A 25125-nucleotide genomic window follows, 5' to 3' on the forward strand; every position below is an offset into this window, starting at 1 on the left:
CGAGACCGGGACGACGGTCCATGAGGAGCATGGTTGCTCGTTAAATTTAACGCCGTCATCTGCCGGATGTGCTAAATTTATCAAGTGCGCTCACCTCTCACGAACCCGTTCCAACCGGGTTCCGACGTGGTTCCAGATGTATGGGCTGGTCGTGTCGAGCAGTTGGCCGATTGGCGGGACGTCGTTCGCCCGCGTCGTCATGCGGGCCTGTACGAGACAGGCCGAACCATCCTCGGTGAACCTGGTACCGGCAAGTCGAGCCTGGTACGCCGGATCGCACGCGATGCCGCAGAGGGCGGCGACTGGGTCACCCCCCAACTGCGCATACCTGCCGGTGCTGATCCGTTGAAGATCGTCGCGTCCGCAGTGCTGCGGCTGGCCGACAAGGCCGGCCTCCTGGCAACGAGTCGGCAACGGGTCCTGGACGTCCTCTCGCGAGTCGAACAGATCGCGGTGTCGGGGTTCTCCGTCGCGGTGCGCGGAGAAGCAGGACCAGAGCCGTTCACCGCACTGTTCGACCTGCTGGTCGAACTCGGGCAGGCCGCCATCGCGCAGAACACCGTGGTGTTGATCCACATCGACGAGGTGCAGAACATCACCGACGAGGCAGCGCTGTCGCAGTTGCTCATCGCTCTCGGTGACGCGCTGTCGCACCAGGTCGAGGTCACGGCTCCGGGCGGTGTCCTCGTCGAGCGACACCTGCCCCTCGCCGTGTACCTGACGGGGCTGCCGGACTTCGAGGACATGGCCGGCGCTCGGAAGGGCGCCACCTTCGCCCGGCGATTCCGCACCATCACGCTTGCCGCCCTCGACGAGGCGGATCTCCTGCAGGCGCTGCAGCCATTCGTGTTCGACGGTTGGGCCACCCCCGACGGGAACGGCGGTCTCGAATCCGTTCAGATGAGTTCCGGGGCTGCGAGAGCCGTCGTGGCTCTCTGCTGCGGGGAGCCGTTCCTGTTCCAGCTCGCCGGTCAACGCGCCTGGAATGCAGGGAGCGCCTCGACCATCTCCCAGGAGGAGGTCGTGGCCGGATGGCGCGGAGCTCAGGGCGAGGCCTCGGCACACGTCGAGCGCATCCTGAACCGGCTGCCGGCTCGTGAACACGAGTTCCTCGACGCGATGGCGGCGCTGCCGCCGGCCGATCGCACGCTGACGAAGATCGCCGCCCAGATGGGCATGACCTCCGCGACGAAGGTGGGGCCGTTCTCGCAGCGACTGGACACGGTCCGCGGGATCATCGACCGGGGCAAGCCCTACTCGTTCCGCAACCGTGCCGTCGAGGCGTACCTGACGACGGACTGGCCGCGCGTCGACTGACCCCGCCCTCCTGGCAACTCAGCCCTTCGTGCCCGTCGACCAGATGCCCGTCGAGCCCTTCTTGAGCACGACGTTCCCGTTGCCCTGCACGACGAGCGTCGTGCCCGACCCGGCCCGGCTGGTGTTCGACGCCCACCGCGCCTTGCCCGAGGTGTCGTAGACCACCAGGTTGCCGTCCGCCTGCAGGCTCATGTACGCGCCGTGGTACTTGCTCGTGTTCGTCGCCCAACGCGCTCGGCCGCCGATGTACATGACGAGGTTGCCGTCGGCCTGCATGATGAACTGCCGCGTGCCCGAGCCGTCCTGGATGAACTGGCCGCCGGTCAGCGTCACGGGCGCCTTGAGCGTGTCGCGGCCGGACAGCCCCGTGTGCCAGAGCACCGTGCTCCCCCTGGTCAGACGGAGGTCGCCCGTGTTCGTGACCGCCAGGACAGCCCCGCTGCCCTTGCCGCTCGTGCGGGACTGCCACACCGCCTTCTGCGCGGCCGTGTAGATGACCGCGTTGCCGTCGGCCTGCACCGCGAGCGAGGTCCCACCACGGCCGTTCGTCCCGGACGACCAGAGCGCACGCCCGTTGCCGTACAGCACGAGGTTGCCGTCGGCCTGCATCGTCAGCGTGTACTGCTGGTTCGGCGACGTGATCGAGTGGCCGACGGCGAGGGTCGCGGGCGCGGTCAGCGAGGTGCTGCAGCTGCTCGTCCCGGGCAGCGCGGTCGCCAGGGCCGCCCAGTTCGGGGAACCGAGACCGGTCGCCATGTCGTAGCCGGTGGTCGCGCTGTAGAGCAGGTTGTTGCCGCTCGTGACGTCGCGGAAGTCCCCGCGGTTCCCGTAGAGCGTCGCGTGCACGTCGCCGACGCCGGTGCTGCAGCCGAGGCTCGACAGGGTGGCGGCGAGCTGCCCCGCCATGATCGGCGCGGCCGCGCTCGTCCCACCGCCGAGGACCCAGCCGCCCTCCGCGCCGATGTAGACGCCGGGGCCGGTGTCGGGATCGGCCACCGCGCTGATGTCCGGTACCAGCCGCGTGCTGCCCGGGAGGCCCACACCGCTCTGGTACGTCGGCCGCGCGGTCCGGGTCGAGGACCCACCACCGCTGCCGACCGCGTCGGCCCGGTCGCTCCAGGCGGTCTCGCGCCAGCTCGTGCCGCTCCCCGTGAGGCTGGTCCCGCCGACACCGACGACCGACGGCACGACGGCCGGGAAGTCGACGTCGGGCGTGCTCGAGGTCCCGCCGCCGCAGTCGTAGGCGCCGTCGTCACCCGAGGCCGCGAAGGTGGTCGCACCGGCGACGACCGCGCGATCGATGGCGTCCTGGACGGCGCTCTCGAACGACGAGGACAGCGACGACTCGCACATCCCCCACGAGGTGCTCAGCGCGACGATGCCACTGCTCGTGACGTCGGTCGCGACGCGGTCGTACGCGTCGTAGATACCCTGGGCCGAGTTCGGCGCGACGTAGATGCGCTGGGACGCCTTCGGCGCGGTGGCGAAGAGCATCTCCTGGTCCAGGGCGACCTCGGAGCCGCCACCGTCGACGGACGTGGTGGTGGACGCGCCGTCGACCGCGACCTGCGTGATCGACGGCAGCGTGACGCCCACGGCGTTCGCGTAGGTGGTCAGATCGCTCTTCGACCAGCCGGAGAACTGCACCGTGGCGATCGTCGTCCCGGCACCGGTGCTCCCGGAGCGCGTCACGCCGTAGGCGCTGGCCAGGTCGGCCGGGGTCCTGCCGCCGGGCAGTGCGTGGTGCTCGAACACCGGGCGCTGGTCGAGGCCGAGCACGGTCGTCACCGCGCCGGACAGGCCCGACGGCAGGTCCAGCGCCGTCGTCGGGTGCAGGGTGTCCCCCTTGCCCGCGAGGTCGACGCCGAACACGGACTCCGCCTGGCCGACCGTGCCCGAGACCTGGACGTCCCACGTGTCCTGTGCGGTGACGTGGAGGCCCGCCGCACGGAGTGCGTCGACCACGTCGTCCCGGGTGTCCGTGGTCGGGGCGACGTCGGTGAGCGCGTCCTTCCGCTGGGCCTTCGTCATGGTGTCCGCCCGGCGGACCAGGTCGCGGAGTTCACCGCGATCGGACGGCTGCAGCACGACCGTCATGTCGATCGGAGCACCGCTGGGGGCCGGGGCCGTCGCGGTCGCGGAGGGGGCGGGCGTCGTGGCCGAGGAGCTCGGCGACGCGGTCGGCGCGGCCGATGCGGTGGCCCCGGACGCGGCCGGCGCGGCCGAGGGCGCGGGCGCCGCGGCGGAGGGGGTGGGCGTCGACGCGGAGGGGGTGGCCGTCGACGCTGCGGACGTCGTGGCGGTGGTCGCGCCTCCCGGCTCGTCCGCCACCGCGGGGAGGGCCGAGCCGGTGACCGTGAGGGCGGCGGCGGCGACGACGATGAGGGGCAGACGGACGGTGCGCATGGTCACTCTCGGAGGCTGAGCGGTCGGGGGTGCCCGGCGCCGATTCGGGTTGCGATCGCCGACCTGACGACGCTAACCCGAGCGGAGGCCCGACAACAGCCCCTGTGCGACCTCACAGACCCCCAGTTGGCGGGGTCGTGTCGACGGGGTGGGCGTCCGTGGTCAGTCAGGGGCGCGTGGGCCGGAGCGTGATCAGGGGCGTGACGACCCGCCGTCCTGCTGGTACCGGGCGTTCGTGACGTCGTTCGTCGACCCGTGGATCGAGATCGCCCCCGTGGCGAAGTCGGCTTCGAGCTGCTCGAGCGATCGCCCCCGGGTCTCGGGGACGACCGTGAGCACGAACACGAGCGCGGCGGCGTTGAGCACGGCGAACACGAAGAACGTCGTCGAGATCCCGAAGACCGCGACGGCGATGGGGAACGTCAGGCTGACCCCGAAGTTCGCGAGCCAGAGCACGAGTGCGGTGAGCCCCATGCCGGCCCCGCGGAGGCGCAGCGGGAACACCTCGGAGAGCATGAGCCACACGAGTGGCCCGATGGTGCCCTGCATGATGCCGACGAAACAGATGATGAACACGAGGACGACCACCGCGCGGAGCGCGCCCTGCGGCAGGACCACCGACGCCAGACCGATCAGCAGATGGAACAGGGTCGTGCCCGCGAACCCGCTGATGAGGAACGTGCGCCGGCCCAGTCGGTTGATGAAGCGGAGGCCGATCACGACGGCGAGGACCGCGATCACCCCCGAGCCGACGTTCGCGATCAGGGCACCCTGCTGGCTGAACCCGGACTCCTGCAGCACCTGCGTGCCGTAGTACATGATCGAGTTGATCCCGGTGACCTGCTGGGCGATGCCGAGTCCGCCGCCGATGTACACGAGCCTGCGGAGCCACGGCTCGCGGAACAGATCGCGGATCCGGCCGGAGCGGGCCTCCGCTTCTTCCGCGGCGAGGTCGTGCAGCTCGGCCATCTCGGCCACCGCGCGCTCGTCCGAGCGGATGGTGCGGAGCACGGCGAGCGCGTCGTCCTCGCGCCCCTTGCCGAGCAACCACCGCGGGCTCTCCGGCACGCGGAGCATGCCGATGAACAGCGCGACGGCGGGGATCAGCGCGACCGCGAGCATGTACCGCCAGACGTCGGTGTGGGAGCCCCAGATCGACCCGATCACGGCGTTGATCGCGAATGCGGCCAGCTGCCCCGTCACGATCATGAGCTCGTTCCGGGTCACGAGACCGCCGCGCTTCTCGGTCGGCGACAGCTCCGCCAGGAACACCGGGACCGTGACGGACGCCCCGCCGACGGCGATGCCGAGGACGAACCGCGCCGCGACGAGGACCTCCCACGTCGGGGACAGCACGCACGCGAGCGCGGCGACGAAGAAGACGACGGCGAGCGTGCGGATGGTGGGTCGCCGACCGTTGTGGTCGGAGATGCGACCCGTGGTGAACGCGCCGAGCGCCGCCCCGACGAGGATCGCCGACGTCACGAGCCCCTCGGTCGTGGGCGTGAGCCCGAGATCCGCGGTGAGCGAGTCGAGCGCGCCGTTGACGACGCCGGTGTCGTACCCGAAGAGCAGACCGCCGAAGGTCGCGACGACCGCGACGAAGCCGAGCCGTCGCGAGTACGGACCCGGTGTCAGCGGTGGCAGGGCTCGTCCGCCCGGTGCAGGTCGCCCCGTCGTGTCGGCTCCCCCGGCTGTCGTGCTCCGCGTCGCCACCATCGCTCCTCGTGATCCGCCCCGTCGGAGACCCGACGGTCGGGCCGTCGCTCGGAGGGGGAGGAATCGACGCTATCGAGCGGCGTCCGCGTGGTCGCTCAGCTGCTCCTGTCCGGTGGATCCGTCGGCGGGGACAGCCGGTGTGGAGGCCGTCTCCGCGGCGGCCCGCTCGGCCATGGCGGTCGTCAGGGTCGTCAGCACACGGGTCACGACGGCGTTGTCCTCGTCGGACAGCCGGTCGAAGACGTCGACGACGGACTCGTGGAACCGCTCGTACGCGGCGTCGATCTTGCGGGCGGCCTGCTCGCTCGGCTCGAGGACCTGCGCGCGCCGGTCGCTCGGGTGCGCCACCCGCCGGAGGTCGCCCTTGCGCTCGAGCTCGTCGACGATCTTGGTGACCGACGCGTTCGACACGTTGAGCATGACGACGAGGTCCTTGGGGCCCATGGCCCGCTCGTCACGCTGCGCCTGGAGCAGGTAGCGGATGGCGTGGAACTCGTTCTTCGTCAGGCCGCTCGCGACCCGGGCGCGCTCGATCTGTTGCTCCTCGGCGCTCTGCACGCCCAGGAGCGCGTCGACGGCCTGGCGAGCGGCCGCGCTCCGCGGCTCTCGTGCGTACAGGTGCCGCGCTTCGCGGCGGACGACGGTCAACGGCATCGGCGGATGTGGTCCTTCTGGTCGGTCGTTCCGGTGGCGTGGATGCTACGCGGTGGGTGCCGCGAAGAAGTCGGCGTAGCTCGGGCCGCTCGCGGCGCCCGATCCCCGCCCGGACAGCAGGCGCGGGTCCTCGACCCGACGCGAGACGTAGGCGTCGATGACGGCCGGGTCGGTCAGTCCGTAGCGTCGACCCGCGCCCGCGCGCATCGTGCCGGCGCCGGACCAGGCCTGGTACGTGCTGTGCATCAGCAGACACCCCGATCGGCGAGCAGCGGCCGCATGTCGATCGGCTGCGTCGGCGGGAACCGGTCGAGCGCAGCGCTCGACGGGTCGATGAAGGAGGTCCCGGAGACCCGGGGGTGGGGCTGCGCGATGCTCATCATGGTCTCGTTTCTGGCGGCGTCGCCGGGCGCGATCGGGGTGATGATGCCCGGGGGTCGGGCACGGCAAAAGAATGCCACATCGTGAACTACTCGCGCAACGAAACAGTAGGCGGCTTGCTCGTTCCGTTCGGAAAACGGACAGATCGTGAACCGGTGCGCGTCAGAGCACCCGCGCGAAACAGATCGAGCTCGGGTTGTCGGCGTAGCGGCCGAACGGCGCGATCCGGGAGAACCCGGATCGTTCGAGGAACCGGACGGTCTGCGTCGCCTGGGAGCCCGTCTCCATGACCAGGGCCGGGGCGCCCAGTTCGCGGCCGGCAGCGATCAGGTGCTCCAGGAGCGCATCGGCAACGCCGAGACTCCGCGCGTCGGACCGGACGTAGAGCTTCCGGACCTCGTACACGCCGTCCCGGACCGGGGTGAGACCGGCGCACCCGATGGGGACGCCCGCGCTGTCCCGGGCGAGCAGGTGCACGGGCACCTCGGCGCCCGTGAGCTCGGGACCGAGGTCCGGACCGGCGTTGACGCTGTTGAGCTCGATCCGCGCGGCGGCACGGAGGCGGATGGCGCTCTCGGCGTCGTACGGCTCGGGCGCGATGCTGAACGACCAGGGTTCGGGCTTGAGGTAGGGCACCGGGACTCGCCTCGTTCCATGCACACGGTTCGGATGTGTGCTCACGGTAGCGGGGACGGCACCGCCGGATCCGTCGGCACGCCCGGCGGGTCCGCGGGACCGTCCTGGTGCGGGCGCACGGAGGCGCGGCGGACGACGGGCCCGCCCTGGTCCGGGCGCACGGAGGCGCGGCGGACGACGGAGCCGCCCTGGTCCGGACGCGTCAGAACGGCACGCCGCACACGAGCACGACGTTCGCGAACGGCGTCGCCTCACCGGTGCGGACGAACAGCTTGGCGCCCGCGGACATCCGCTTCAGCGCCTCGTGGTCCACGTGCCGGACGCCGTCGAACCGTGCGGTGATCCACCCCTCGGCCTCGGTGCCCACGACCTCCTCCGCCGCGATGCAGTCCTGGAACACGGCGTCGCCGAGGAGCGCGTCGAGGACGTCCTCGAACCGCGGCACCCCGTGGACGACGGCCAGGTCGACGAGCGGGACGCCCGGCGGGATCGGCAGACCGCAGTCAGCGACGACGACGAGGTCCCCGTGTCCCAGGCGGCTCAGACCGGCGTTGAGCTCGGCGTTGAGGATGCCGGCGCGCTTCACGCGGTCACCTCCGGCAGGGTGTCGTCGAGCGTCGGGTACGACGGCTGCGTCCCGGCCCCCTGCACGGCGAACGCACCGACCCGCACCGCGTGCCGGACGCCGTCGAGCAGGGACTCCCCGGCCGCGAGGCTCGCGCTGAGGGCGCCGACGAACGCGTCGCCCGCGCCGGACGTGTCGACCGCGTCGACCCGGGGTGACGGCACCGCGGTGGTGCCGGTCGCCTCCGCGACGACCGCGCCGCGCGCGCCGAGGGTGATGACGACCGTGCGGATGCCCTGCGCGAGCAGCGCGACCGCGAGCGCCTCCTCGTCCGCCGGCACCGCGCCTCCCGGCACGAGTCGCGCGAGGACGAGGGCCGCCTCGTGCTCGTTCACGACGAGCGGATCGGCGAGACGGACGACCGCGGCGTCGATGTCGATGACGGGTGCGAGGTTGAGCACGACGCGACCACGGGCGTGACGGGCCGCGGCGGCGATCCCGGCGGCCGGGATCTCGCCCTGCATGACGACGACGGCCGCCTCGGCCACGACGGACGCGACGCGATCGACGGCCTCCGCGGTCATCGCGGCGTTGGCCCCCGGCACGACGACGATGGTGTTCTCCCCCGTCGCATCGACCGTGACCGTCGCGAGCCCGGTGGGCTGGTCGACGACGCCGACGTGCGCGACGTCCACCCCGCTCTCGGCCAGGAGGACCGTGGCGACCTCCGCGGATCCGTCATCGCCGACGAGCCCCACCATGACCGTGGCGGCGCCCCGACGGGCGGCCGCCACGGCCTGGTTCGCGCCCTTGCCGCCGGGCAGGAGGGTCATCGAGGTGGCGATCAGCGTCTCACCCGGGGACGGGTGCCGGTCGACGGTGACGACCTGGTCGACGTTGAGCGATCCGACGACGACCACGGTTCCGGCGGCCGTGCTCACTTGCTGAAGGTGTCGACGTTGCTCTTGGTGACCGACAGCACCGGGACCGACACGGTCTTCGTGGCCTTGCCGTCGATCGCCTTGAGCGCCTGGTCGATCGCGAGCGAGCCGAGCTTCGCCGGCTGCTGGGCGATGGTGCTGCTCAGCGTGCCGTCCTTGATCGCGGCGAGGCCGTCGTCCTCGCCGTCGAAGCTCGCGACCTCGACGCTCGAGCCCGCCTTCGACCCGAGTGCCTTGATCGCCCCGAGGGCCATCTCGTCGTTCTGCGCGAAGATGCCGACGATGTCGGGGTGGGCCTGCAGCAGGTTCGTGGTGACGTCGAGCGCGGTGGCGCGGTCGAAGTTCGCCGTCTGCTCGCCGACGACGTGGATGCCGGGGTACTGCTTGATGCCCTCGGTGAAGCCCTTGCCGCGGTCACGGGCGGCCGACGTGCCCGCCTGGCCCTCGAGGACGAGGATGTCGCCCTTCTTGCCGATCGCCTTGGCGAGGTCGTCCGCCGCCTGCTTGCCGCCGGCGACGTTGTCGCTCGCGATGAACGAGGCCACGTCCGCACCGTTGACCGTGCGGTCGACGGCGACGACGGGGATGTCCGCCTTGTTGAGCGCCTTGACCGACGGGCCGGCGGCGTCGGAGTCGACGGGGTTGACGATGATGGCCTTGGCGCTGCCGGAGGACGCGGTCTGCAGCTGGTTGGCCTGCTGTGCGGAGTCGTTCTGCGCGTCGACGACCTCGAGGTCGACACCCTTCTTCTTCGCTTCGGCCTTGGCGCCGTCGCGCACCTCGACGAAGAACGGATTGTTGAGGGTCGAGAGCGCGAGCACGACCTTCTGGTCGCCGCCGGAGCCGCCGCCGCCAAAGCGGCTGCAGCCCGAGGCGCCGAGCATGACGAGGGCGGCGACGGTGCCGACGGTGGCGACCTTCTGGAAGGAGGAGAACTGCATCGTTGGGGTCCTTGGTCTGTCTGTGGTGCTGGTGGGGGGATGAGGGAGTCGTACTGATGGGGGTCGGTGTGCCGGGAGGGTCGCCTCCCGACCGGCTGGCGGCCACCGGCCCGCCGGTGCCCGCCGGGGTGGTGCGCGGTCAGCTGCTGCGCGTCTTGCGGCGGAGCACGTCGACTCCGACGGCGAGCGCGATGACGAGGCCGATGACGACCTGCTGCCAGAACGAGCTGACGTTGAGCAGGTTGAGGCCGTTGCGGATCACGACGAGCACGAGCGCGCCGATGAAGGTGCCCGAGATCCGACCGACACCGCCCGCGAGCGAGGCGCCGCCGATCACGACCGAGGCGATCGCGTCGAGCTCGTACCCGCTGGCCGCCTGCGGCTGGGCGGAGTCGAGGCGCCCTGCGAGCAGCAGCCCGGCGAGCGCGGCGAACAGCCCGGACAGGCCGAACACGATGACGACGATGCGCTTGACCGGCAGACCCGACAGGCGCGCGGCCTCCGCGTTCCCGCCGACGGCGTACATCGAGCGGCCGAGGACGGTGCGGTTGAGGATGAACGAGGCGACGAGCGCCGCGAGGACGAGCACGATGATCGGCACGGGGACGGGCCCGATGTCGCCGCCGAGGAACGACACCTGCGGCGAGGTCGGCACGGGGTTGCCGTCGGAGATCACGAGGGTCAGGCCGCGGGCGACGCTGAGCATCGCGAGGGTGGCGATGAACGAGGGCAGCTTGCCGTAGGCGCCGGCGAGGCCGTTCACGACCCCGGCGAGCAGGCCGGCGACGAGGCCGCCGAGCAGGGCGAGCCAGCCCGGGAGGCCCGCGGTGCTGAAGAACCAGCCGGACACCATCGCGGACAGTGCGGCCACGGAGCCGACCGAGAGGTCGATCCCGCCGGCCACGATGACGAACGTGACGCCGAACGCGAGCACCGCGACGGTCGAGACCTGGATGCCGATGTTGATGATGTTGCGGCCGGTGAGGAAGTCCGGTGTCGCGATGAACAGGGCGATGCAGAGGACGACGAGGCCGACCAGCGCCCCGTTGTCGGCGAGGAACTTCTTGAAGGAGAAGGACCGCGCGGGGGCCTTCACGGTGGTCGTTGACATGCGACGGGTGCTTTCTGATGGGTACTGCGCTGTACGCGTGGGGGGAGGAGCGACCGTCCGCTCGGGGCGGTCGTGGCGGGGCGTGGTGGGGCCGTGCCCCGGGAGTCAGACGGTCTCGACGTCGCGGGCGGCGAGGTTCATGACGCGGTCCTCGGTCGCCTCGGCTCCGGGGATCTCGCCGGCGATGCGGCCGTCCCGCATGACGAGCACGCGGTCGCTCATGCCGAGCACCTCGGGTAGCTCGCTCGACACCATGACGACCGCGCCGCCCGCCGCCGTGATCGTGTTGATGAGCTCGTAGATCTCGACCTTCGCGCCGACGTCGACGCCGCGGGTGGGTTCATCGAGCAACAGCACGCTCGACCCGGCGAGGATCCACCGACCGAACACGGCCTTCTGCTGGTTCCCGCCGGACAGCGAGCCGATCGGCTGGCCGATGTCGTGCATCCGGATCCGCAGCCGGTTCGCGACCTCCTCGGCCCGGCGCTTCTGCCCGGCGAAGTCGACGAGGCCACCGCGCGCGGTGGAGGCGAGGGTCGCGTACCCGAGGTTGTCGTTGACGGACGCACCGAGGACGAGGCCCTGTGCCTTCCGGTCCTCGGGGACGTGTCCGATGCCCGCGCGGACCGCTGCCGCGACGCTCTTCTTCGGCAGCACCTGACCGCGGACGCGGACCGTTCCCGAGTCGTAGCCGTCGGCGCCCGCGATGGCACGGACGAGCTCGGTGCGCCCGGCGCCGACGAGACCCGCGACGCCGACGATCTCGCCGGCGCGCACGGAGAAGCTGACGTCCTCGAAGCGACCGGCCGAGGTCAGGTGCTCGACCTGGAGCACCTCGGACGCGGTGTCGACCACCGCGGTACCCGAGGGGTACTGCTCCTCGATGCTCCGGCCGACCATGAGCCCGACGAGTTCCTGCTCGGGCGTGGTGGCCGGCACCTCGGCGACGAAGTGTCCGTCCCGGAGCACGGCGACCGTGTCCCCGATCTCGGCGATCTCGTCGAGGTGGTGGCTGATGAACAGCATGCCGACGCCGCGGGCGCGGAGGTCCGCCACGACGCGGAAGAGCGCCTCGGTCTCGTGGCGGGTCAGCGCGGCGGTGGGTTCGTCGAGGATCAGGATCCGGGCCTCCTGGCTGAGCGCCTTCGCGATCTCGACCAGCTGCTGCCGCGCGATCCCCAGGCTCGACACCGGCGTCATGACGTCGACGTCGAGACCGATGGTGGCGAGCGCCGCCTCGGCCTGACGACGGAGTGCCTTCCGGTCGACCAGGCCGAACCGGGTCGGGATCCGGCCCATCATCACGTTCTCCGCGACGCTGAGCGACCCGACCAGGTTGAGCTCCTGGTGGATCGTGGCGATGCCGAGCTCCTCGGCCGCGGTCACGGACGGGATCGTGACCTCGCGGCCGTCGACGAGGATGCGACCGCCGTCGGGCTGGTGGATGCCGGACATCATCTTGATGAGCGTCGACTTGCCGGCGCCGTTCTCGCCGAGCAGCACCTGCACCTTCCCGGCGTGCACCTCGAGGGTGACGTCGGTGATGACCTGGACCGGTCCGAACGACTTGCTGACGCGATCGAGCGTCATGAGTGGCTGCGGGGACATGTCAGTTCCTCCCGGGACGGGACGGTTCGTTGGCGGAGCGCGACGATGCGGTCTGCCGATCGGTGGCGATGGGGTCGGCCGACGAGGCCCGGACGATGAGCTCGCTCGGCAGGCGGACGGAGGCGGGGTGGTTGCCGGCGATGACGTCGAGCAGGAGTTCGACGGCGACGCGGCCCATGTCCTCGACGCTGTGGGCGACGACGCTGAGCGCCGGTTCGAGCAGCGAGAACCACTCGATGTCGTCGAACGCGACGAGGGCGATGTCGACGCCGATGCGGAGGCCGAGCCGGTTCAGGATCGCGATCGCACCCACCGCCATGAGGCTGTCCGCGGCGAAGATCGCGGTGGGCGGTTCGTCGAGCGCGAGCAGCGCGCTCACCCCGGCCGACCCGGACGCGGCCTGGAAGTCACCGAACACGACGAGGTCCGGGTCGGCGCTCACCCCCGCCGGGGTGATCGCGTCCTGGTAGGCCTCGAACCGCTCGCGACCGGTCGAGACGCTCTGCGGGCCGGCGATGTAGCCGATGCGGGTGTGCCCGAGGGCGGCCAGGTGCTCGACCGTCTGGCGGATGCCCGTGCTGCTGTCCGTCGTGACGGTCGGCACGTCGATGCCGGGGACGACGCGGTCGACGAACACCGTCGGGATGCCCCGGTCGACCAGCTGCTGGACCGTCTCGGTGTCGTCACCCTGCGGCGCCACGATCACGCCGTCCACCCGCCGGGCGATGAGGGTGTCGAGGTACCGGTTCTGCTGCTCGGCACGCTCGTTCGCGTTGCCGAGCATGGTCACGTACCCGGTCTCGAGCGCGGCCTGCTCGACGGTGTGCGCGAGGTCCGCGAAGAACGGGTTCCGCACGTCCGAGACGAGGAGGCCGATGGTGTCCGTGCGGGTGGAGCGGAGCGCCCGGGCCTGCAGGTTCGGCCGGAAGTCGAGGTCGCGCGCGGCCTGTTCCACGAGCCGACGGGAGTCCTCGGACGTCGCCGGGTTGCCCGAGAGCACCCGCGACGCGGTCGCCGCCGAGACGCCGGCGCGCGCGGCGACGTCCTTGATGGTGACGGTGTTCATCGGTGAGCACTCCGTTGGGCGAGTCGTGGAATCGATTCCATGGGATCGATTCCACGACTGTACGGGGAGCGCCGCGGGGATGTCAAATGAGTCGGCGCGGATGGACCTCGACGCGCGCGACGGCCTGGCGCCCCGCCCCGTTCAGACCGGCCCGATCAGGCCCGGCCGGCCCCGCCCCGCCCCCGTGCCGCCCCGCCCCGCCCCCGTGCGGCCCAGCGCCGCCCGGGTCGGCCGGACCGGGCCGGGCCGGGCCGGGCCGCGCCGCGCCGCGCCGCGCCGCGCCGCGCCGCGCCGGAGCGTGATCGGCTACGGCACGAGCACGATCTTGCCGCGCGCGTGACCCTGCTCGAGCTCCGCGTAGGCGTCCTGCACCGCGTCGAGCGGGTACGTGGCGACGATCGGCACCGTGATCGTGCCGTCGGCGGCGTGGCCCGCGAGTTCGGCGAGGACCTCCTGGGACGCGGCGTCGACGCTCCCGTCGGTCTTCGCACCGACCTCGGCCGCGGCCTCGTACGCGATGATCGTCTCGATACGCGCCGCGGGGACCCCGAGCGCGATGCCCAGCCGCACGTACTCCGGCCCGTGCGTGTCGATGAGCGCGTCGATCCCGTTCGTGGCCGCCTGCCGCACCCGGTCCTCCAGGCCGTCCCCGTACGCCACCGGACGCGCGCCGACCGAGCGGAGCCACTCGTGGTTCGCGTCGGACGCGACGGCGATGACGTCGACGCCCTTCGCCACGAGGAGCTGCGTCACGATGCCGCCGACGCCACCCGCCGCGGACGAGACGACGACGGTCTCGCCCGGGCGGGGGTCGACGGCCCGCACGGCGGCGTACGCGGTCGTCGCGGCGACGTCGAGCGCGCCCGCGATCTCCCACGACAGGCGCCGCGGCTTGGCGACGAGCTGCCCCTCGGGGACGCTGACGAACTCGGCCTGACTCGACCGCTCCCACGACCACCCGAGGACCTCGTCCCCGACGGCCCACTGCGTGACGTCCTCGCCGATCGCCGCGACCACGCCCGCCAGGTCGGTGCCCTGTCCGGACGGGAACGTCGCCGGGAACTGCTCCGCCATCGCGCCCTGCCGGATCGCTGCCTCGCCGGGGTTCGTGCCCGCGGCGCGGACGCGGACGAGGACGCGGTCACCCGTGGCCTCGGGTACCGGGACCTCGTCGACCCGGAGGACCGAGCGGTCGCCGTACGCGTCGAAGCGCACCGCCCGCATGGTCGTGGGCAGGTCGGCGTCACGGGTCGTGGTGGGGGTGTGGGTGTCTGGCGTGGAGTCGGTCACGCGGGGGACGCTACCCCGCGCTCCCCCGCCGCTTCTCCGCTTCTCCGCGAGATCGCAGTCGTTGCCGTTCTGGGTGATGCCAGAACGACAACAGCTGCGATCTCGCAAGTGTCGCGGGTGCGGGGGCGGGGGCGGTCAGCGCCCGAGCGTCACCGCCCCGCTGACGTGCAGGTAGTCGAACGTGCTCGTGAACCCGGAGGCCCCGAGCGAGATGAGCCCGATCCGCGGGTGCGCCCCGAGATCGGCCGTCCACGTGCCGCCCTTGACGAAGTGCCGCCCGTCGACGCTCGTGTACGCGGTGTAGGCGCTCTTCCCCTCGACCGTGTGGTGCACGATCCGGAGCGTCGTCCAGTCGCCGACCGGACCGACCACCATGTTCCCGTAGTTCGGGGCGCCCGCCGGCTGCGGGGTGACCTCCTTGCCGAACTCGGTCTGCCGGGTGTCGTAGATCGAGTTGGACACGAGGCGGATGTAGTTGCCGTCGTCCCCGTACACGATGAGACCGCCCTGCGCGTAGTTCACGCCATCGCCGGTCGCGGGCGTGTCCACCGACACCTTCGTCTCGAGCACGTAGTCACCGGCCGGCGCGGGCTCCGTGAGCACCGAGGCGAGCGGCGTCGCCGGCGGGTGCAGGTCCGCGGCCTGCGTCTGCCAGCGGAACGCACCGCCGCTCACCGAGTACGTCGACGGGTCCGGCTGCCGCGTCCACGCGAGCGACGACGGGAGGCTCGTCCCGGCGAAGTCGGTCGAGGCCGCCCGGACGGGACGGCCGGGCACGGTGACCGGTGCGAGGGTCGGCCGGTAGGTGGGCCGCTCCCCCGGCTGCGCCACGGGCCCGGGCTCACGCTGATCGGACGGTCCGGCACCCCCGCGGACGGTCGGCCAGCCGTTCACCCAGTCGAGCGGGTCGATGAGCGCCGGTCGCTTCGTGTACGTCGGCTGGCCCGCGTAGTACGGGTCGTTCTGGTCGACCGCGTGGTAGATGATCCAGTCCTGCCCGGCGAAGTCCGTGACGACCGTGTTGTGCCCGGTGCCCACCCAGGGGTTGCCGTTCTGCGCGAGGAGGGGCGTGCCTCCAACCCGGGTGCTGAGGATCGAGACGCCGTCCTGGTCGAGGAACGGGCCGAGCGGACTGCGGGACCGCGCGACGAACACGCCGTACCCGGTGAGGGCACCGTTGCAGCAGTTCGTGGCGGAGCCCATGAAGTACCACCAGCCGTCGTGCTGGGTGATGTAGGTGCCCTCGTACCGGTTGTCGATCGCGATCGGCTGTTCGGTGGCGGGCAGTGACCGGAGGCCGTCAGCCGTGAGCTGCCGGACGTTGACGCCGCCGTAGTAACTGCCGAAGTACAGGTACGTCGCGCCGTTGGCGGTGATCACCTCGGGGTCGAACTCCCAGCGCTTCCCCTGACCGTTCGCGGCCTCCTGCGGGGCGACCACCGGGCCTCCTGAATCGGTCCACGGTCCGGTCGGGCTCGTGCTCGTCGCGACGCCGACGGCCGACCCGCCGCCGGTTGCCGCGGTCGCGGTCGGCGTGTCCGACGCGGTGTAGTACATGAAGTACGTGCCGGGACGCCCGTGGGCGCCCGCGCGGTATACCACATCGGGGGCCCAGATCCCGTTCGCCGCACCGACCCAGGCCGGCTTCGTCGTGAACGCGTCACCGACGTACGTCCAGTGCGTCAGGTCCGTGGAGCGGTAGGTCGGGACGGTGTGCTGTACGAGCGATCCGTCTCCGTTCGTCTCGGTCGCCGTGAGCGCGTCCGACGTGCAGTACAGGTACCAGTTCCGGTCGCGCCCGGCGCCGTGGATGGCGGTCGGGTCGGCGCAGCTCGCGGCCGTCTGGCCGTCCGGGAGGCGGAGGGCTATCGGGTTCTGGTAGCTCGCGGGCGTCGCCGGGCCGCGATGCGCGGGGACGGCGGCGGACCGCGGTGGGGCCGCGGCCGGTGCCGCCATGGCCGGGAGGGACAGGGCCGGGGCCCCGATGAGCGTTGCGGCCGCGATCACGGTCGCCAGGATTCGGCGCACGGTTGCTTCTCTCTCGTCGTTGAGGAGTGGTGGCGTTCACGCTACCCACGACCCCGCTCGCCGTCCACCGTCTCGGCGCGAGACGTTGGCGCAGGACTTGCACGGAAACCGCATGGTGTCCACCCCTGTTCGCGGGCCAGGATCGCCCCTATTGTTTGAGCATCACTCGCACGAATGCGGCGTCAGCTGACGACAGGGCGTCAGCGCCGCATCGGCCAGGGACCCGAGGAACGACATGAGCCGGTACGAGATGCAACCCGGGGTGGCACCCGCTCAGATCCGCTTCTTCCGCAAGGCGGCGACCATGCCGCGGCGACGGACGACCGGTACGACCGAGGACACCGTCCGGTACGAGGACTTCTTCCGCAACGGATCCCCGATGCGGCGGCGGAACGCGGCCTGAGGGCGCGCATCGGCGGGGCCGGGACGGTCACTCGCGGGGAGCGGGACGGTCACTCGCGCGGAGCGGGACGGTCACTCGCCGGGGAGCGACAGCTTCGATCCGCTGGGACCACGACCGGTGGGCCGACGCGGTGGTGCGACCTCCGGCAGCGGCGGCAGGGCCTCGGCGCGGCGTCGGGCGAGCTCCATGCGGCCGAGTCCGGTCACCGCGGCGATGAACGTCGAGGACTGGAGCAGCCCGAGACCGAGCGGTGTGAACAAGGAGAAGGCGAACCGCCCCTCGAGACCAACGGCGGCCACGCCGAGCCACACGAGTGCCCATGCGGCCGGGAGCCACAGTGTCCGGGCAGCGCTCAGGACGAGCCCGTCGCGCGCACGCTCGGCGGCGGCGATCACCAGGTCGCGGTCCTCCGGGGCCATCGCCGGTGGCCGCGGGGCGAACTGTCGGGCGATGCGTTCCTGGCGGCGCCAGTTGCCCGATGGGATGAACGCCCAGAGCGGTGGCGACGCGAGCGACAGTCGGTGGAACGCGGCGGCGCCCGAACCGAACGCGGCCGCGATGAGCACCAGGCCGACGACCACCAGCGGGGCCGGCGTCGTCGCCCAGTGCCAGACGATCTCGGTCAGCGAGGCTGCCGTCCCGACCGCCGTGGCCACGCTGCCGGCGATGATCGTGCGCCGTCGGCGGACCTCGACGCTCACGAGCTCGGGGTACCGCGCGCGGACGATCACCCATCCGGTGCGGAACGGAGCGTCGGCCATGCACACGATCCTGGCCTGCTCACTGATGTGACGTGCGGGCCGCATGCGGCGAGACCGGTATGACCGGTTGTACTCACCCCATGAAGACCGCGATCTCGGTTCCGGACAGCGACTTCGAACACTTCGAGCGCGTTGCAGCGCAACTTGATGACGCATGTCGCGGCAGGCATCCGGCTCGTCCTGGGCATCTGACCGCGACGACGACCCTGCGAGCGGATGGGCTGCCCGACGCTCAGCGCACTGGAGGTCCCCACCCGACCGCATCGAGCACCGCGGTGGCGACCCTCCCGCGGTCGTCGCCGTCGACCGACACCACGTGATCGTGGACGTCAGCACCGTCGAGGACCGCGTCGAGCTCCTCCGCGCGGTCGAGGTGCCAGTCGCGCTCCGCTCCGGGCCCGTGCCGCACGAGCAGTCGCCGTCGGAGTTCGCTGGCCGTCACCACCAGCCGACAGGTGACGATCGTCTCGGCGACGGCCTCCTCGAGCGCGCTCCGGTCCTCCACGGTCTCCGCGACGCCCGCGAGCACGAGCCGGTCGGCACCGGCGTCCCACGCGTTCCGCGCCACCGCCGCGAGGTTCCGCGCGAGGAGCGCTCCGTTGAACCGGTCGTCGGACGGTGCGGGCCACACACGACGGAGGGCGTCGAGATCCACCACCGCATGGGGCAGACCCCGCTCGCGGAGCAGTGCACCGATCGCGTCGGCCGTGGTCGTCTTGCCCGCGCCGACCGTGCCGTTGAGCAGCAGGACCCGCGGAAGGACCCGTCGCGCGGTCGAGCCCGGGGCGGTCATGGCGGCAGCTTACGGACGGGCGCGTCACCGCAGGAGCAGGATCGACCCGTGCAGAGATCGTTGAGCAGCTACGCGGCCATCGGTGACAGTTTCGCCGAGGGGATGGGTGACGAACGGCCGGACGGCACTCCTCGCGGGTGGGCGGACCTCGTCGCCCAAGGGATCGCGGCGGCGGCGGCCGGCCCGGTCACGTACGCCAACCTCGCCATCCGCGGCCGGCTGCTCGCACCCCTGCTCGACGAGCAGCTCGAGCCGGCCATCGCACTGCGTCCCGACCTGCTGAGCATCAGCGGCGGGAACAACGACCTCATCCGCGCCCGCGTCTCGGTTGCCGCGGTCACCGCCCGGCTCGAGGCCGCGATCGACCGTGCGGTGGCCTCCGGCGCCGAGGTCGTGTTCGTCACGGTGGCGAACATGACGCGGAACCTGCCGGCCGGGCGCCTCGTCGAGGGGCGCGGCAACCAGTTCGCGAGCGCGATCCGGCAGTGGGCCAGCAAGGACCACGTGACCGTGGTGGATAACTGGTCGGACGAGGAACTGATGGAGCCGCGCTACTGGTCACCGGACAAACTGCACCTCAACGCCCTCGGGCACCGGCGGGTGGCGGGCAACGTGCTGGCCGCACTGGAGGTTCCCCTCCCCCCGTTCCCGGAGGAGCTCCCGCCGGAGGTGGTGCGGCAGTCGCGCGCCGCCTACTGGCGCGAGCACGTGCTGCCCTGGATCGGCCGTCGTCTCACCGGCCGCTCGTCGGGCGACGGCCGGGAGCCCAAGCGGGCGACCCTCCAGCCGGTGGACCTCCCCTGGAGCTCCCGGACGCCGTGACGGAGCACGGCTGCGTCGGGCGGTCGCTCCAGATCGCACTCGTCGCCGTTGTGGAGGCGCCCAGAACGGCAACGAGTGCGATCTCGCGGAAGGGGAGGCCGGGCGCCGGGGCCGGGCGCCCGGGGCCGGGGGTCAGGCAACGAGTGCGATCTCGCGTACGTTCGGACTGGTTCCGGCCCTCCCGGTCGGACGGACCGCGGGCCGCCCGCGCAGGAGGAACACACCATGAAGGTCGTCGTCACTGGTTCCCGGGGCAAGGTCGGACGCCCCACCGTCCAGGCGTTCGTCGACGCGGGGCACGAGGTGCTCGGCGTCGACCTCGTCCGCCCGGTGTTCGACGCCGGGGTCGTCGTCCCCGGACGGTACGTGCAGGCCGACCTCACCGACGCGGGCTCCGCGTACGCCGTGGTCGCCGGTGCGGACGTCGTCGTGCACGTCGCCGCGATCCCGCAGCCGACCGGCAACCCGCCACACGTGGTGTTCCAGACGAACCTGATGTCGACGTTCAACCTGATCGAGGCCGCGGTGCAGTTCGGCGTCCGCCGGTTCGTCAACGTGTCGAGCGAGAGCATCGTGGGGAACTTCTTCCCCGAACGGCCGTTCCTGCCCGACTACCTGCCGGTCGACGAGGACCACCCGCAGTACCCGCAGGACCCGTACGCGCTGTCGAAGGCGTTCGGCGAGCAGCTCATGGACGCCGCGGTGCGTCGTTCCGACATCCGTGCGATCTCGATCCGGCCGAGCACCGTCCACAACGAGGACAACTACGAGTCGAACCTCGGTCCGCAGGTGCGCGAGCCGTCCCGGACGAGCGCGAACTTCGGCAGCTACATCGACGCCGAGGACCTGGCCGACGCCCTGGTGCTCGCGGCCGAGTCCGACCTGCCCGGGCACGAGGTGTTCTACATCGCTGCGGCCGACAACGCCGGGGGGCACGACTTCGCCGCCGTCGTGCGCGAGCACCACGGCGACGCGATCGAGCTCCGCGAACTCGACCGCGTCGACGCGTCGGGGATCTCGATCGAGAAGGCGCGGCGGCTCCTCGGCTGGAGCCCGAAGCGCTCGTGGCGCGACCACCTCGACGAGCAGGGGCACGCGCGAGCAATGCCGACGTCGCGACCCTGACCTCCCTCAGCGGTTCCGTCTGAGCGGAGACGGCACCGCGCGCGCTGCGGCAGGGCCGCGTGCTCGTCCGCGGTCACACCGCGCGCTTCCGGTGGAACACCCGGAGCGCGCGGTGCGAACGGACGAGAGCGGTTCGATCCCGCCGCCGTGGTCAGCGGGAGGCCGCGAACTCCGCCAACTCCTCCAGGTTCGCGACCTCGCACGTGCGGCGGCCCTCCTCGATGTCGTGGATCATCGCGACGATCCGGTCGAACACCGGCCCCTGGATGTCCTTGTGCACCTCGTCGACCTCGGTCTTGCGCTTGCGCACCATGAGGTCGCGGTAGATGCCGCTGCGGGCCTTGGCGCTCTTGCGGTTGAACGCGGCGAGCCGGTCGAGCGACCCGTCGAGGTCGTCGGGCACGAAACCGTCGAACGACTCGACGGGGACGGGTGCCTGGTCGATGGCCTCCTGCGCCACGGCCATCATGAGCGCCCGGTACGGCGGCAGCGACAGGGAGTCCGCGATCGTCAGGTCGGACACCGCGCCGGCCCAGAGCATCGCGCCGTAGGCCTCCTTGCCCCACAGGTAACCGAGCACGTTCTCGGTCGGCAGTGCGTACGGCAGGCTGTCCGCGAGCAGGCCGACCCGTGGCGTGATCGGTCCGCCGCCGATCTCGCCGATCCGGAACGTCGCGACGTTGCCCTGCAGGATGCGGCCCGGGCCGAGGTAGTCGGCACCGAAGTTGACGAAGCTCGACACGACCCGGTCCGCGCCGACGGCGGCCTGCAGGGTGTCGGCGGTCAGGCCGTTCTGCACGGTCAGGACGAACCCGTCGGAGGCGAGCCGTCCCTCCAGGAGCGCCGCGGCGGACGCCGTGTGCAGGCTCTTCACCGCGACGATCGCGTGCTCGATCGTGTCGGGCAGGTCGTCGGGTGCGACGGCCGGAACGTGCGCGGTGAACTCCTCGACCGGCCCCTCGATGTGCAGGCCGTCGTCGTTGATCGCGGCGACGTGTGCCGCGTCGGCGTCGCAGAGCAGGACGTCGTGTCCGGCGCGGTGCATCCGAGCCCCGATGGTGCCGCCGATCGCGCCGGCGCCGATGATGGTGACCTTCATGCTGCTGTCCTCTCTTGCCACTGCGTGACGACTCCGCCGAGCACGGTGAGCGGCACCGCGCCGTTCCCGAGCACCGTGTCGTGGAACCCGATCAGGTCGAACCGGTCCCCGAGCGCACCCTGCGCGGCTGCCCGGAGCCGGAGGATCTCGCGGCGTCCGATCATGTAGGCCAGGGCCTGCCCGGGCCAGGCGATGTAGCGGTCGACCTCGCTGCGGACGTGCTCCTCGGTGGCGGCGGTGTTCGCGAGCATGAACTGCACGGCCTGCTCCCGGGACCACCCGAGGTGGTGGATGCCCGTGTCGACGACGAGTCGGCAGGCCCGGAGCGCGCGCATCGAGAGCATCCCGAGGCGGGCGACGTCGTCCGAGTACAGCCCGAGTTCGTCGGCGAGCTCCTCGGAGTACAGGCCCCATCCCTCGTTGAAGCTGCACGCCTCGACGTCGAGGTAGCGGCGGTAACGGGGCACGTCGAGCTGCTGCGCCATCGCGAGCTGCATGTGGTGCCCGGGGACCGACTCGTGGAACGTCAGGGCCTCGTACTCGTAGCGGTAGCGCTGCTCGGGCTCGTCGGCGAGCAGGCAGAAGGCGCCGGGGCGGCTGCCGTCGACCGCCGGGGGCCGGTAGTAGCCGAGGGCGCTGCTGCCCGCGTCGATCGGGTTGATCGGCTCGAGGGTGCACGCGGTGATGTCGTACGCGGGGAAGGCCGCGGGGCGCGCGGCCTCCGCCCGGTCGAGCGCGGCCTGCGCGTACCCGATGATCTCGTCCGTGGTCCGGAACCGCAGCGCCGGGTCCGTGCGCAGTCGCGCGGCGATCTCGACCGGCTCGGTGAGCCCGAGCGCGCGCTGTCCGATCGTCGCCCACTGTTCCCGGAGCAGCTCGAGTTCGTCGAGGCCGATCCGGTGGATCTCGTCCGGCGTCAGGGCGGTCGTCGTGTGCCGGGCGACCGCGGCGGCGTAGCCCTCGGCCCCGCCGGGGATCGTCGAGATCCCGACGCGGTCGTCCGGCCGCGCGAGCGGGTGCAGCTCGACCCGGAGCCGTTCGGCGAGCGCCGACATCGCGGGGCGCACCCGCTCGTCGACGAGTGCCCGGGCGGCGTCGAACCACGGCGTCCCGCGCACGGCGGTGAGCAGGGCGTCGTCGTCGAGCGGGAGCGCGAGGTAGCCCTCGAGCTGCTCGATCGAGTGGCGCACGCCCATGGCGGTGGGCACGCGCCCGCGCGACGCCTCGAGCAGGTACCGGTCGGCGAGCGCGGCGAAGGTCCCGCCGAGGCCGCCGATCCGGGCCAGGTAGCGGTCCGCAGCGGCCTGGTCGGCGACGGTCATCGCGGGGACGGCCTGGAACACGAGGCCCTGCCGACTGACGTACCCCTTGGCGCTCGCGTTCGCCGCCCACAGGCTGTGCTCGGCGTCCTGCTGCGCACCACGGACGAGTGCGGTGAGCACGCCGTGGTCGACCCGGCCCGCGTCGTCGAGCCGGTCGACCGGGAGGCCCGCGGCGGCCTCCGCGATCGCCGCCAGGTCCGCGGCGGCACGCTCGCTCGCGTCCTCGCTCGGGTCACCGGGCAGGTGGTCGAACTCCGCGATTCCGAGGAGGGTCGCGTTGTAGGGGTCGTAGGTGTGCTCGGTGGCGAAGTACCGTTCGCCGAGGTCGGCGAGCTGCGCGTGGACGTCGGTGTCCGGTGGGGTGGTGGTCATGCTGTCCTCTCGGGAACGGGTGGCTCAGAAGAGCTGATGTCCGCCGTCGATGGACAGCGTCTGGCCGCTGACCCATCCGGCGTCGGGTGCGACGAAGAACGCGACCCCGCGGGCGATGTCCTCGGGGGTGCCGGTGCGGCGGACCGCGATCCGCTCGACGAGGGCGCGCTGCCCGTCGGGGCCGTAGGAGTCCCACTGCGCCTGGGTCGTCGGGTTCGACAGGACGAACCCGGGCGCGATGCAGTTGACGGTGATGCCGTGCGGGCCGAGCTCGTGCGCCATCTGTCGGGTGAACCCGATCTGCGCGGCCTTCGACGTCGTGTACGCCTGGATGCCGGTGAGGCTCACGCTGCGGCCGGCACCGGACGACACGATGACGATCCGCCCGTAGCCGGCGGGCTTCATGAGGCGGGCGGCGGCGCGGGTGCAGTTGCGGGCGGTCAGGACGTTCGCCGCCCAGACGGCGTCCCAGGCGGCGTCGGTGAGGTCCTCGATGGGTGTGTGGGTCTGGCCCACGACGCCGCCCGCGACGTTGACGAGCACGTCGCAGCGGTCGAGCGCGGCGAACCAGGCGTCGACCGCGGCGCTGTCGGCGAGGTCGAGGTCGTCGCGGTCGAGCCGGTGGACGACGGCGCCGGCGGCCTCGAGGTCGTCAGCCGTGCGCCGTCCGATGCCCTGCGCGGTCCCGGTGACCACGGCCACCTGGCCGGCGAGCGGTCCCGTGGCCGACGGCACGGGCTCCGGCGCCGGGGCGGGCGTGCCGTCCGGCCTCCGCGCGGCGGTACGCGCCGAGGCGGCCAGGGGCCACTGTCCGGTCGTGGTGGACAACTCGTCGCTCATCGTTCCTCCTCGAGTTCGATGGCGCCGAGGTTGCCGGCGCCGACGGCCCGGGGGCCGGTCGTCGGCTCCCCTCGGTGTGCGCGGGAGATCCGGACCGAGTCCTCCCACTCCTTCATGCGTGCGAGGCCGCGGCGACCGCTCGCGCGGAGCACGCCCTCGACGAGCGCCTCGATGAGCACGAGCAGCGGTGCCATCGAGTCGAACGGGATCCCGTCCACCGTGACCGGCAGCACGACGTCGGCGCTCTCGGCCGCCGGGGACAGCGTGGTGTCGGTGATGACGACGACCGTGGCGCCCTGCTCCTTCGCGGCGGCGGCGGCCTCCTGCGCGGCGAGTTCGTGGCGTCGGAAGTCGATGACGACGACGACCGCACCCCGGCGCAGCCGCAGGAAGCGCCCGACGTCGTGCCCGAGCGGCTCGGCGAGGAACGCGACGTCGGGCAGGATCTGGTCGAGCTGCGCGGCGAACACCATGCCGAAGTAGCGGCTGAAGTACCCCCCGATGACGGCCACGTGCTTCGGCCGCTCCCCGAGCACGGCGACGGCGCGGTCGAACTCGCTCGGCGGCACGCACGTCCGGAGCGCCTCGATGAGCCCGACCCGCTCGGCGATGGCCCGGGCGAAGGTCCCGCTGCCGCCGTCGTGGGCGATGCCCTCCTGGGTGCGCTGGACGGGGCTGCCCATGTGGTGGGCGACCTCGTCGCGGAGCTTCGCCTGGAACGCGGGGTACGTGCCGAACCCGAGCCGCGCGACGAGCCGGAGCACCGTCGGCGTGCTCGTGCCGGCGGAGCGCGCGAGGCTCGCCGCGCTGTCGAGTCCCGCACTCGGCCACGCGGCGAGCAGGGTGCGCGCCACCTTCTTCTCGGCGGGGCTGAGTTCGTCCATCCGGGCGAAGATCTCGTCGTTGATCGGCATGTCCCTCCTGG

The 25125-nt window shown here is 72.0% G+C and carries 24 protein-coding genes; 4 read left to right on the top strand and 20 right to left on the bottom strand.

What is annotated here, in order from left to right:
• The first annotated feature begins 84 nt into the window (after window positions 1-84).
• A complete protein-coding gene (locus DEI94_RS15145) occupies window positions 85-1317 on the top strand; it encodes an ATP-binding protein (protein WP_111025901.1) in 1233 nt (410 codons plus the stop codon).
• Between the two features lie 18 nt (window positions 1318-1335).
• Here DEI94_RS15145 and DEI94_RS15150 read toward each other — a convergent pair whose 3' ends face one another.
• The 14 genes from DEI94_RS15150 to DEI94_RS15215 all read right to left on the bottom strand — a co-directional run bounded on the left by DEI94_RS15150 (window position 1336) and on the right by DEI94_RS15215 (window position 16663).
• The gene (locus tag DEI94_RS15150; RefSeq protein ID WP_349815166.1) at window positions 1336-3723 is read right to left on the bottom strand and encodes a protease pro-enzyme activation domain-containing protein; all 2388 of its coding nucleotides are present in this window, start codon (window positions 3721-3723) and stop codon (window positions 1336-1338) included.
• Window positions 3724-3915: 192 nt separating this feature from the next.
• Window positions 3916-5439 (bottom strand): sugar porter family MFS transporter, encoded by a 1524-nt coding sequence (locus tag DEI94_RS15155; RefSeq protein ID WP_349815160.1) that lies wholly within the window; start codon window positions 5437-5439, stop codon window positions 3916-3918.
• 72 nt (window positions 5440-5511) lie between these two features.
• A complete protein-coding gene (locus DEI94_RS15160) occupies window positions 5512-6096 on the bottom strand; it encodes a MarR family transcriptional regulator (RefSeq protein ID WP_111012930.1) in 585 nt (194 codons plus the stop codon).
• A 45-nt stretch (window positions 6097-6141) separates the two neighbouring features.
• Entirely contained in the window at window positions 6142-6342 is a 201-nt protein-coding gene (locus DEI94_RS15165) for a hypothetical protein (protein ID WP_111011666.1), read from the bottom strand.
• On the bottom strand, window positions 6342-6476 hold the full coding sequence (locus DEI94_RS15170) for a hypothetical protein (protein ID WP_258368802.1): 135 nt from the start codon (window positions 6474-6476) through the stop codon (window positions 6342-6344). The genes DEI94_RS15165 and DEI94_RS15170 overlap by 1 nt, the downstream gene beginning before the upstream one ends.
• A gap of 163 nt (window positions 6477-6639) precedes the next feature.
• A complete protein-coding gene (locus DEI94_RS15175) occupies window positions 6640-7113 on the bottom strand; it encodes a GNAT family N-acetyltransferase (RefSeq protein ID WP_181436143.1) in 474 nt (157 codons plus the stop codon).
• A 202-nt stretch (window positions 7114-7315) separates the two neighbouring features.
• Window positions 7316-7699 carry a D-ribose pyranase gene (gene rbsD / locus DEI94_RS15180; protein ID WP_111027864.1) on the bottom strand — a complete coding sequence of 128 codons (384 nt, stop codon included), beginning with the start codon at window positions 7697-7699 and terminating at the stop codon, window positions 7316-7318.
• A complete protein-coding gene (locus DEI94_RS15185) occupies window positions 7696-8619 on the bottom strand; it encodes a ribokinase (RefSeq protein WP_111027863.1) in 924 nt (307 codons plus the stop codon). Before DEI94_RS15185 ends, rbsD begins: the two co-directional genes overlap by 4 nt.
• Window positions 8616-9560, bottom strand: coding sequence for a substrate-binding domain-containing protein (locus DEI94_RS15190; RefSeq protein WP_111027862.1), 945 nt, complete (start codon window positions 9558-9560; stop codon window positions 8616-8618). Before DEI94_RS15190 ends, DEI94_RS15185 begins: the two co-directional genes overlap by 4 nt.
• Window positions 9561-9699: 139 nt before the next feature.
• Window positions 9700-10671, bottom strand: coding sequence for an ABC transporter permease (locus tag DEI94_RS15195; RefSeq protein WP_111011670.1), 972 nt, complete (start codon window positions 10669-10671; stop codon window positions 9700-9702).
• Window positions 10672-10776: 105 nt separating this feature from the next.
• Window positions 10777-12279 carry a sugar ABC transporter ATP-binding protein gene (locus tag DEI94_RS15200; RefSeq protein WP_111027861.1) on the bottom strand — a complete coding sequence of 501 codons (1503 nt, stop codon included), beginning with the start codon at window positions 12277-12279 and terminating at the stop codon, window positions 10777-10779.
• Between the two features lies 1 nt (window position 12280).
• Entirely contained in the window at window positions 12281-13345 is a 1065-nt protein-coding gene (locus DEI94_RS15205; RefSeq protein WP_111027860.1) for a LacI family DNA-binding transcriptional regulator, read from the bottom strand.
• 306 nt (window positions 13346-13651) lie between these two features.
• On the bottom strand, window positions 13652-14635 hold the full coding sequence (locus tag DEI94_RS15210) for an NADP-dependent oxidoreductase (RefSeq protein WP_258378121.1): 984 nt from the start codon (window positions 14633-14635) through the stop codon (window positions 13652-13654).
• 135 nt (window positions 14636-14770) lie between these two features.
• Entirely contained in the window at window positions 14771-16663 is a 1893-nt protein-coding gene (locus tag DEI94_RS15215) for a glycoside hydrolase family 43 protein (RefSeq protein ID WP_111027848.1), read from the bottom strand.
• Window positions 16664-16898: 235 nt separating this feature from the next.
• Here DEI94_RS15215 and DEI94_RS15220 point away from each other — a divergent pair, with 235 nt between their 5' ends.
• On the top strand, window positions 16899-17066 hold the full coding sequence (locus tag DEI94_RS15220; protein WP_181434721.1) for a hypothetical protein: 168 nt from the start codon (window positions 16899-16901) through the stop codon (window positions 17064-17066).
• 71 nt (window positions 17067-17137) lie between these two features.
• Here the strand turns inward: DEI94_RS15220 and DEI94_RS15225 are convergent, their stop codons facing one another.
• Window positions 17138-17827 carry a hypothetical protein gene (locus tag DEI94_RS15225; protein ID WP_111027849.1) on the bottom strand — a complete coding sequence of 230 codons (690 nt, stop codon included), beginning with the start codon at window positions 17825-17827 and terminating at the stop codon, window positions 17138-17140.
• A gap of 232 nt (window positions 17828-18059) precedes the next feature.
• Window positions 18060-18620: a P-loop NTPase family protein gene (locus tag DEI94_RS15230; protein ID WP_258378122.1), complete on the bottom strand. Its 561-nt coding sequence runs from the start codon at window positions 18618-18620 to the stop codon at window positions 18060-18062.
• Between the two features lie 48 nt (window positions 18621-18668).
• On the opposite strand from DEI94_RS15230, the gene DEI94_RS15235 reads away from it, so the two are divergent.
• Together DEI94_RS15235 and DEI94_RS15240 are read left to right on the top strand one after the other, a co-directional pair.
• The gene (locus DEI94_RS15235; protein ID WP_258378123.1) at window positions 18669-19442 is read left to right on the top strand and encodes an SGNH/GDSL hydrolase family protein; all 774 of its coding nucleotides are present in this window, start codon (window positions 18669-18671) and stop codon (window positions 19440-19442) included.
• A 225-nt stretch (window positions 19443-19667) separates the two neighbouring features.
• Window positions 19668-20567: an NAD-dependent epimerase/dehydratase family protein gene (locus DEI94_RS15240; protein WP_111027852.1), complete on the top strand. Its 900-nt coding sequence runs from the start codon at window positions 19668-19670 to the stop codon at window positions 20565-20567.
• A 151-nt stretch (window positions 20568-20718) separates the two neighbouring features.
• Here DEI94_RS15240 and DEI94_RS15245 read toward each other — a convergent pair whose 3' ends face one another.
• From DEI94_RS15245 to DEI94_RS15260, 4 genes are read right to left on the bottom strand one after another with little or no spacing between them, the layout of a single operon-like run.
• Complete coding sequence (locus DEI94_RS15245; protein ID WP_111027853.1) at window positions 20719-21666, bottom strand: ketopantoate reductase family protein; 948 nt, start codon at window positions 21664-21666, stop codon at window positions 20719-20721.
• A complete protein-coding gene (locus DEI94_RS15250) occupies window positions 21663-23360 on the bottom strand; it encodes a DUF885 domain-containing protein (protein WP_111012904.1) in 1698 nt (565 codons plus the stop codon). Before DEI94_RS15250 ends, DEI94_RS15245 begins: the two co-directional genes overlap by 4 nt.
• Before the next feature lie 24 nt (window positions 23361-23384).
• Window positions 23385-24200, bottom strand: coding sequence for an SDR family NAD(P)-dependent oxidoreductase (locus tag DEI94_RS15255; protein ID WP_111027854.1), 816 nt, complete (start codon window positions 24198-24200; stop codon window positions 23385-23387).
• Window positions 24197-25114 (bottom strand): MurR/RpiR family transcriptional regulator, encoded by a 918-nt coding sequence (locus tag DEI94_RS15260; RefSeq protein ID WP_111011638.1) that lies wholly within the window; start codon window positions 25112-25114, stop codon window positions 24197-24199. Before DEI94_RS15260 ends, DEI94_RS15255 begins: the two co-directional genes overlap by 4 nt.
• Between the last annotated feature and the right edge of the window lie 11 nt (window positions 25115-25125).

The organism is Curtobacterium sp. MCBD17_040 (assembly GCF_003234805.2).
Taxonomy (GTDB): Bacteria; Actinomycetota; Actinomycetes; order Actinomycetales; family Microbacteriaceae; genus Curtobacterium.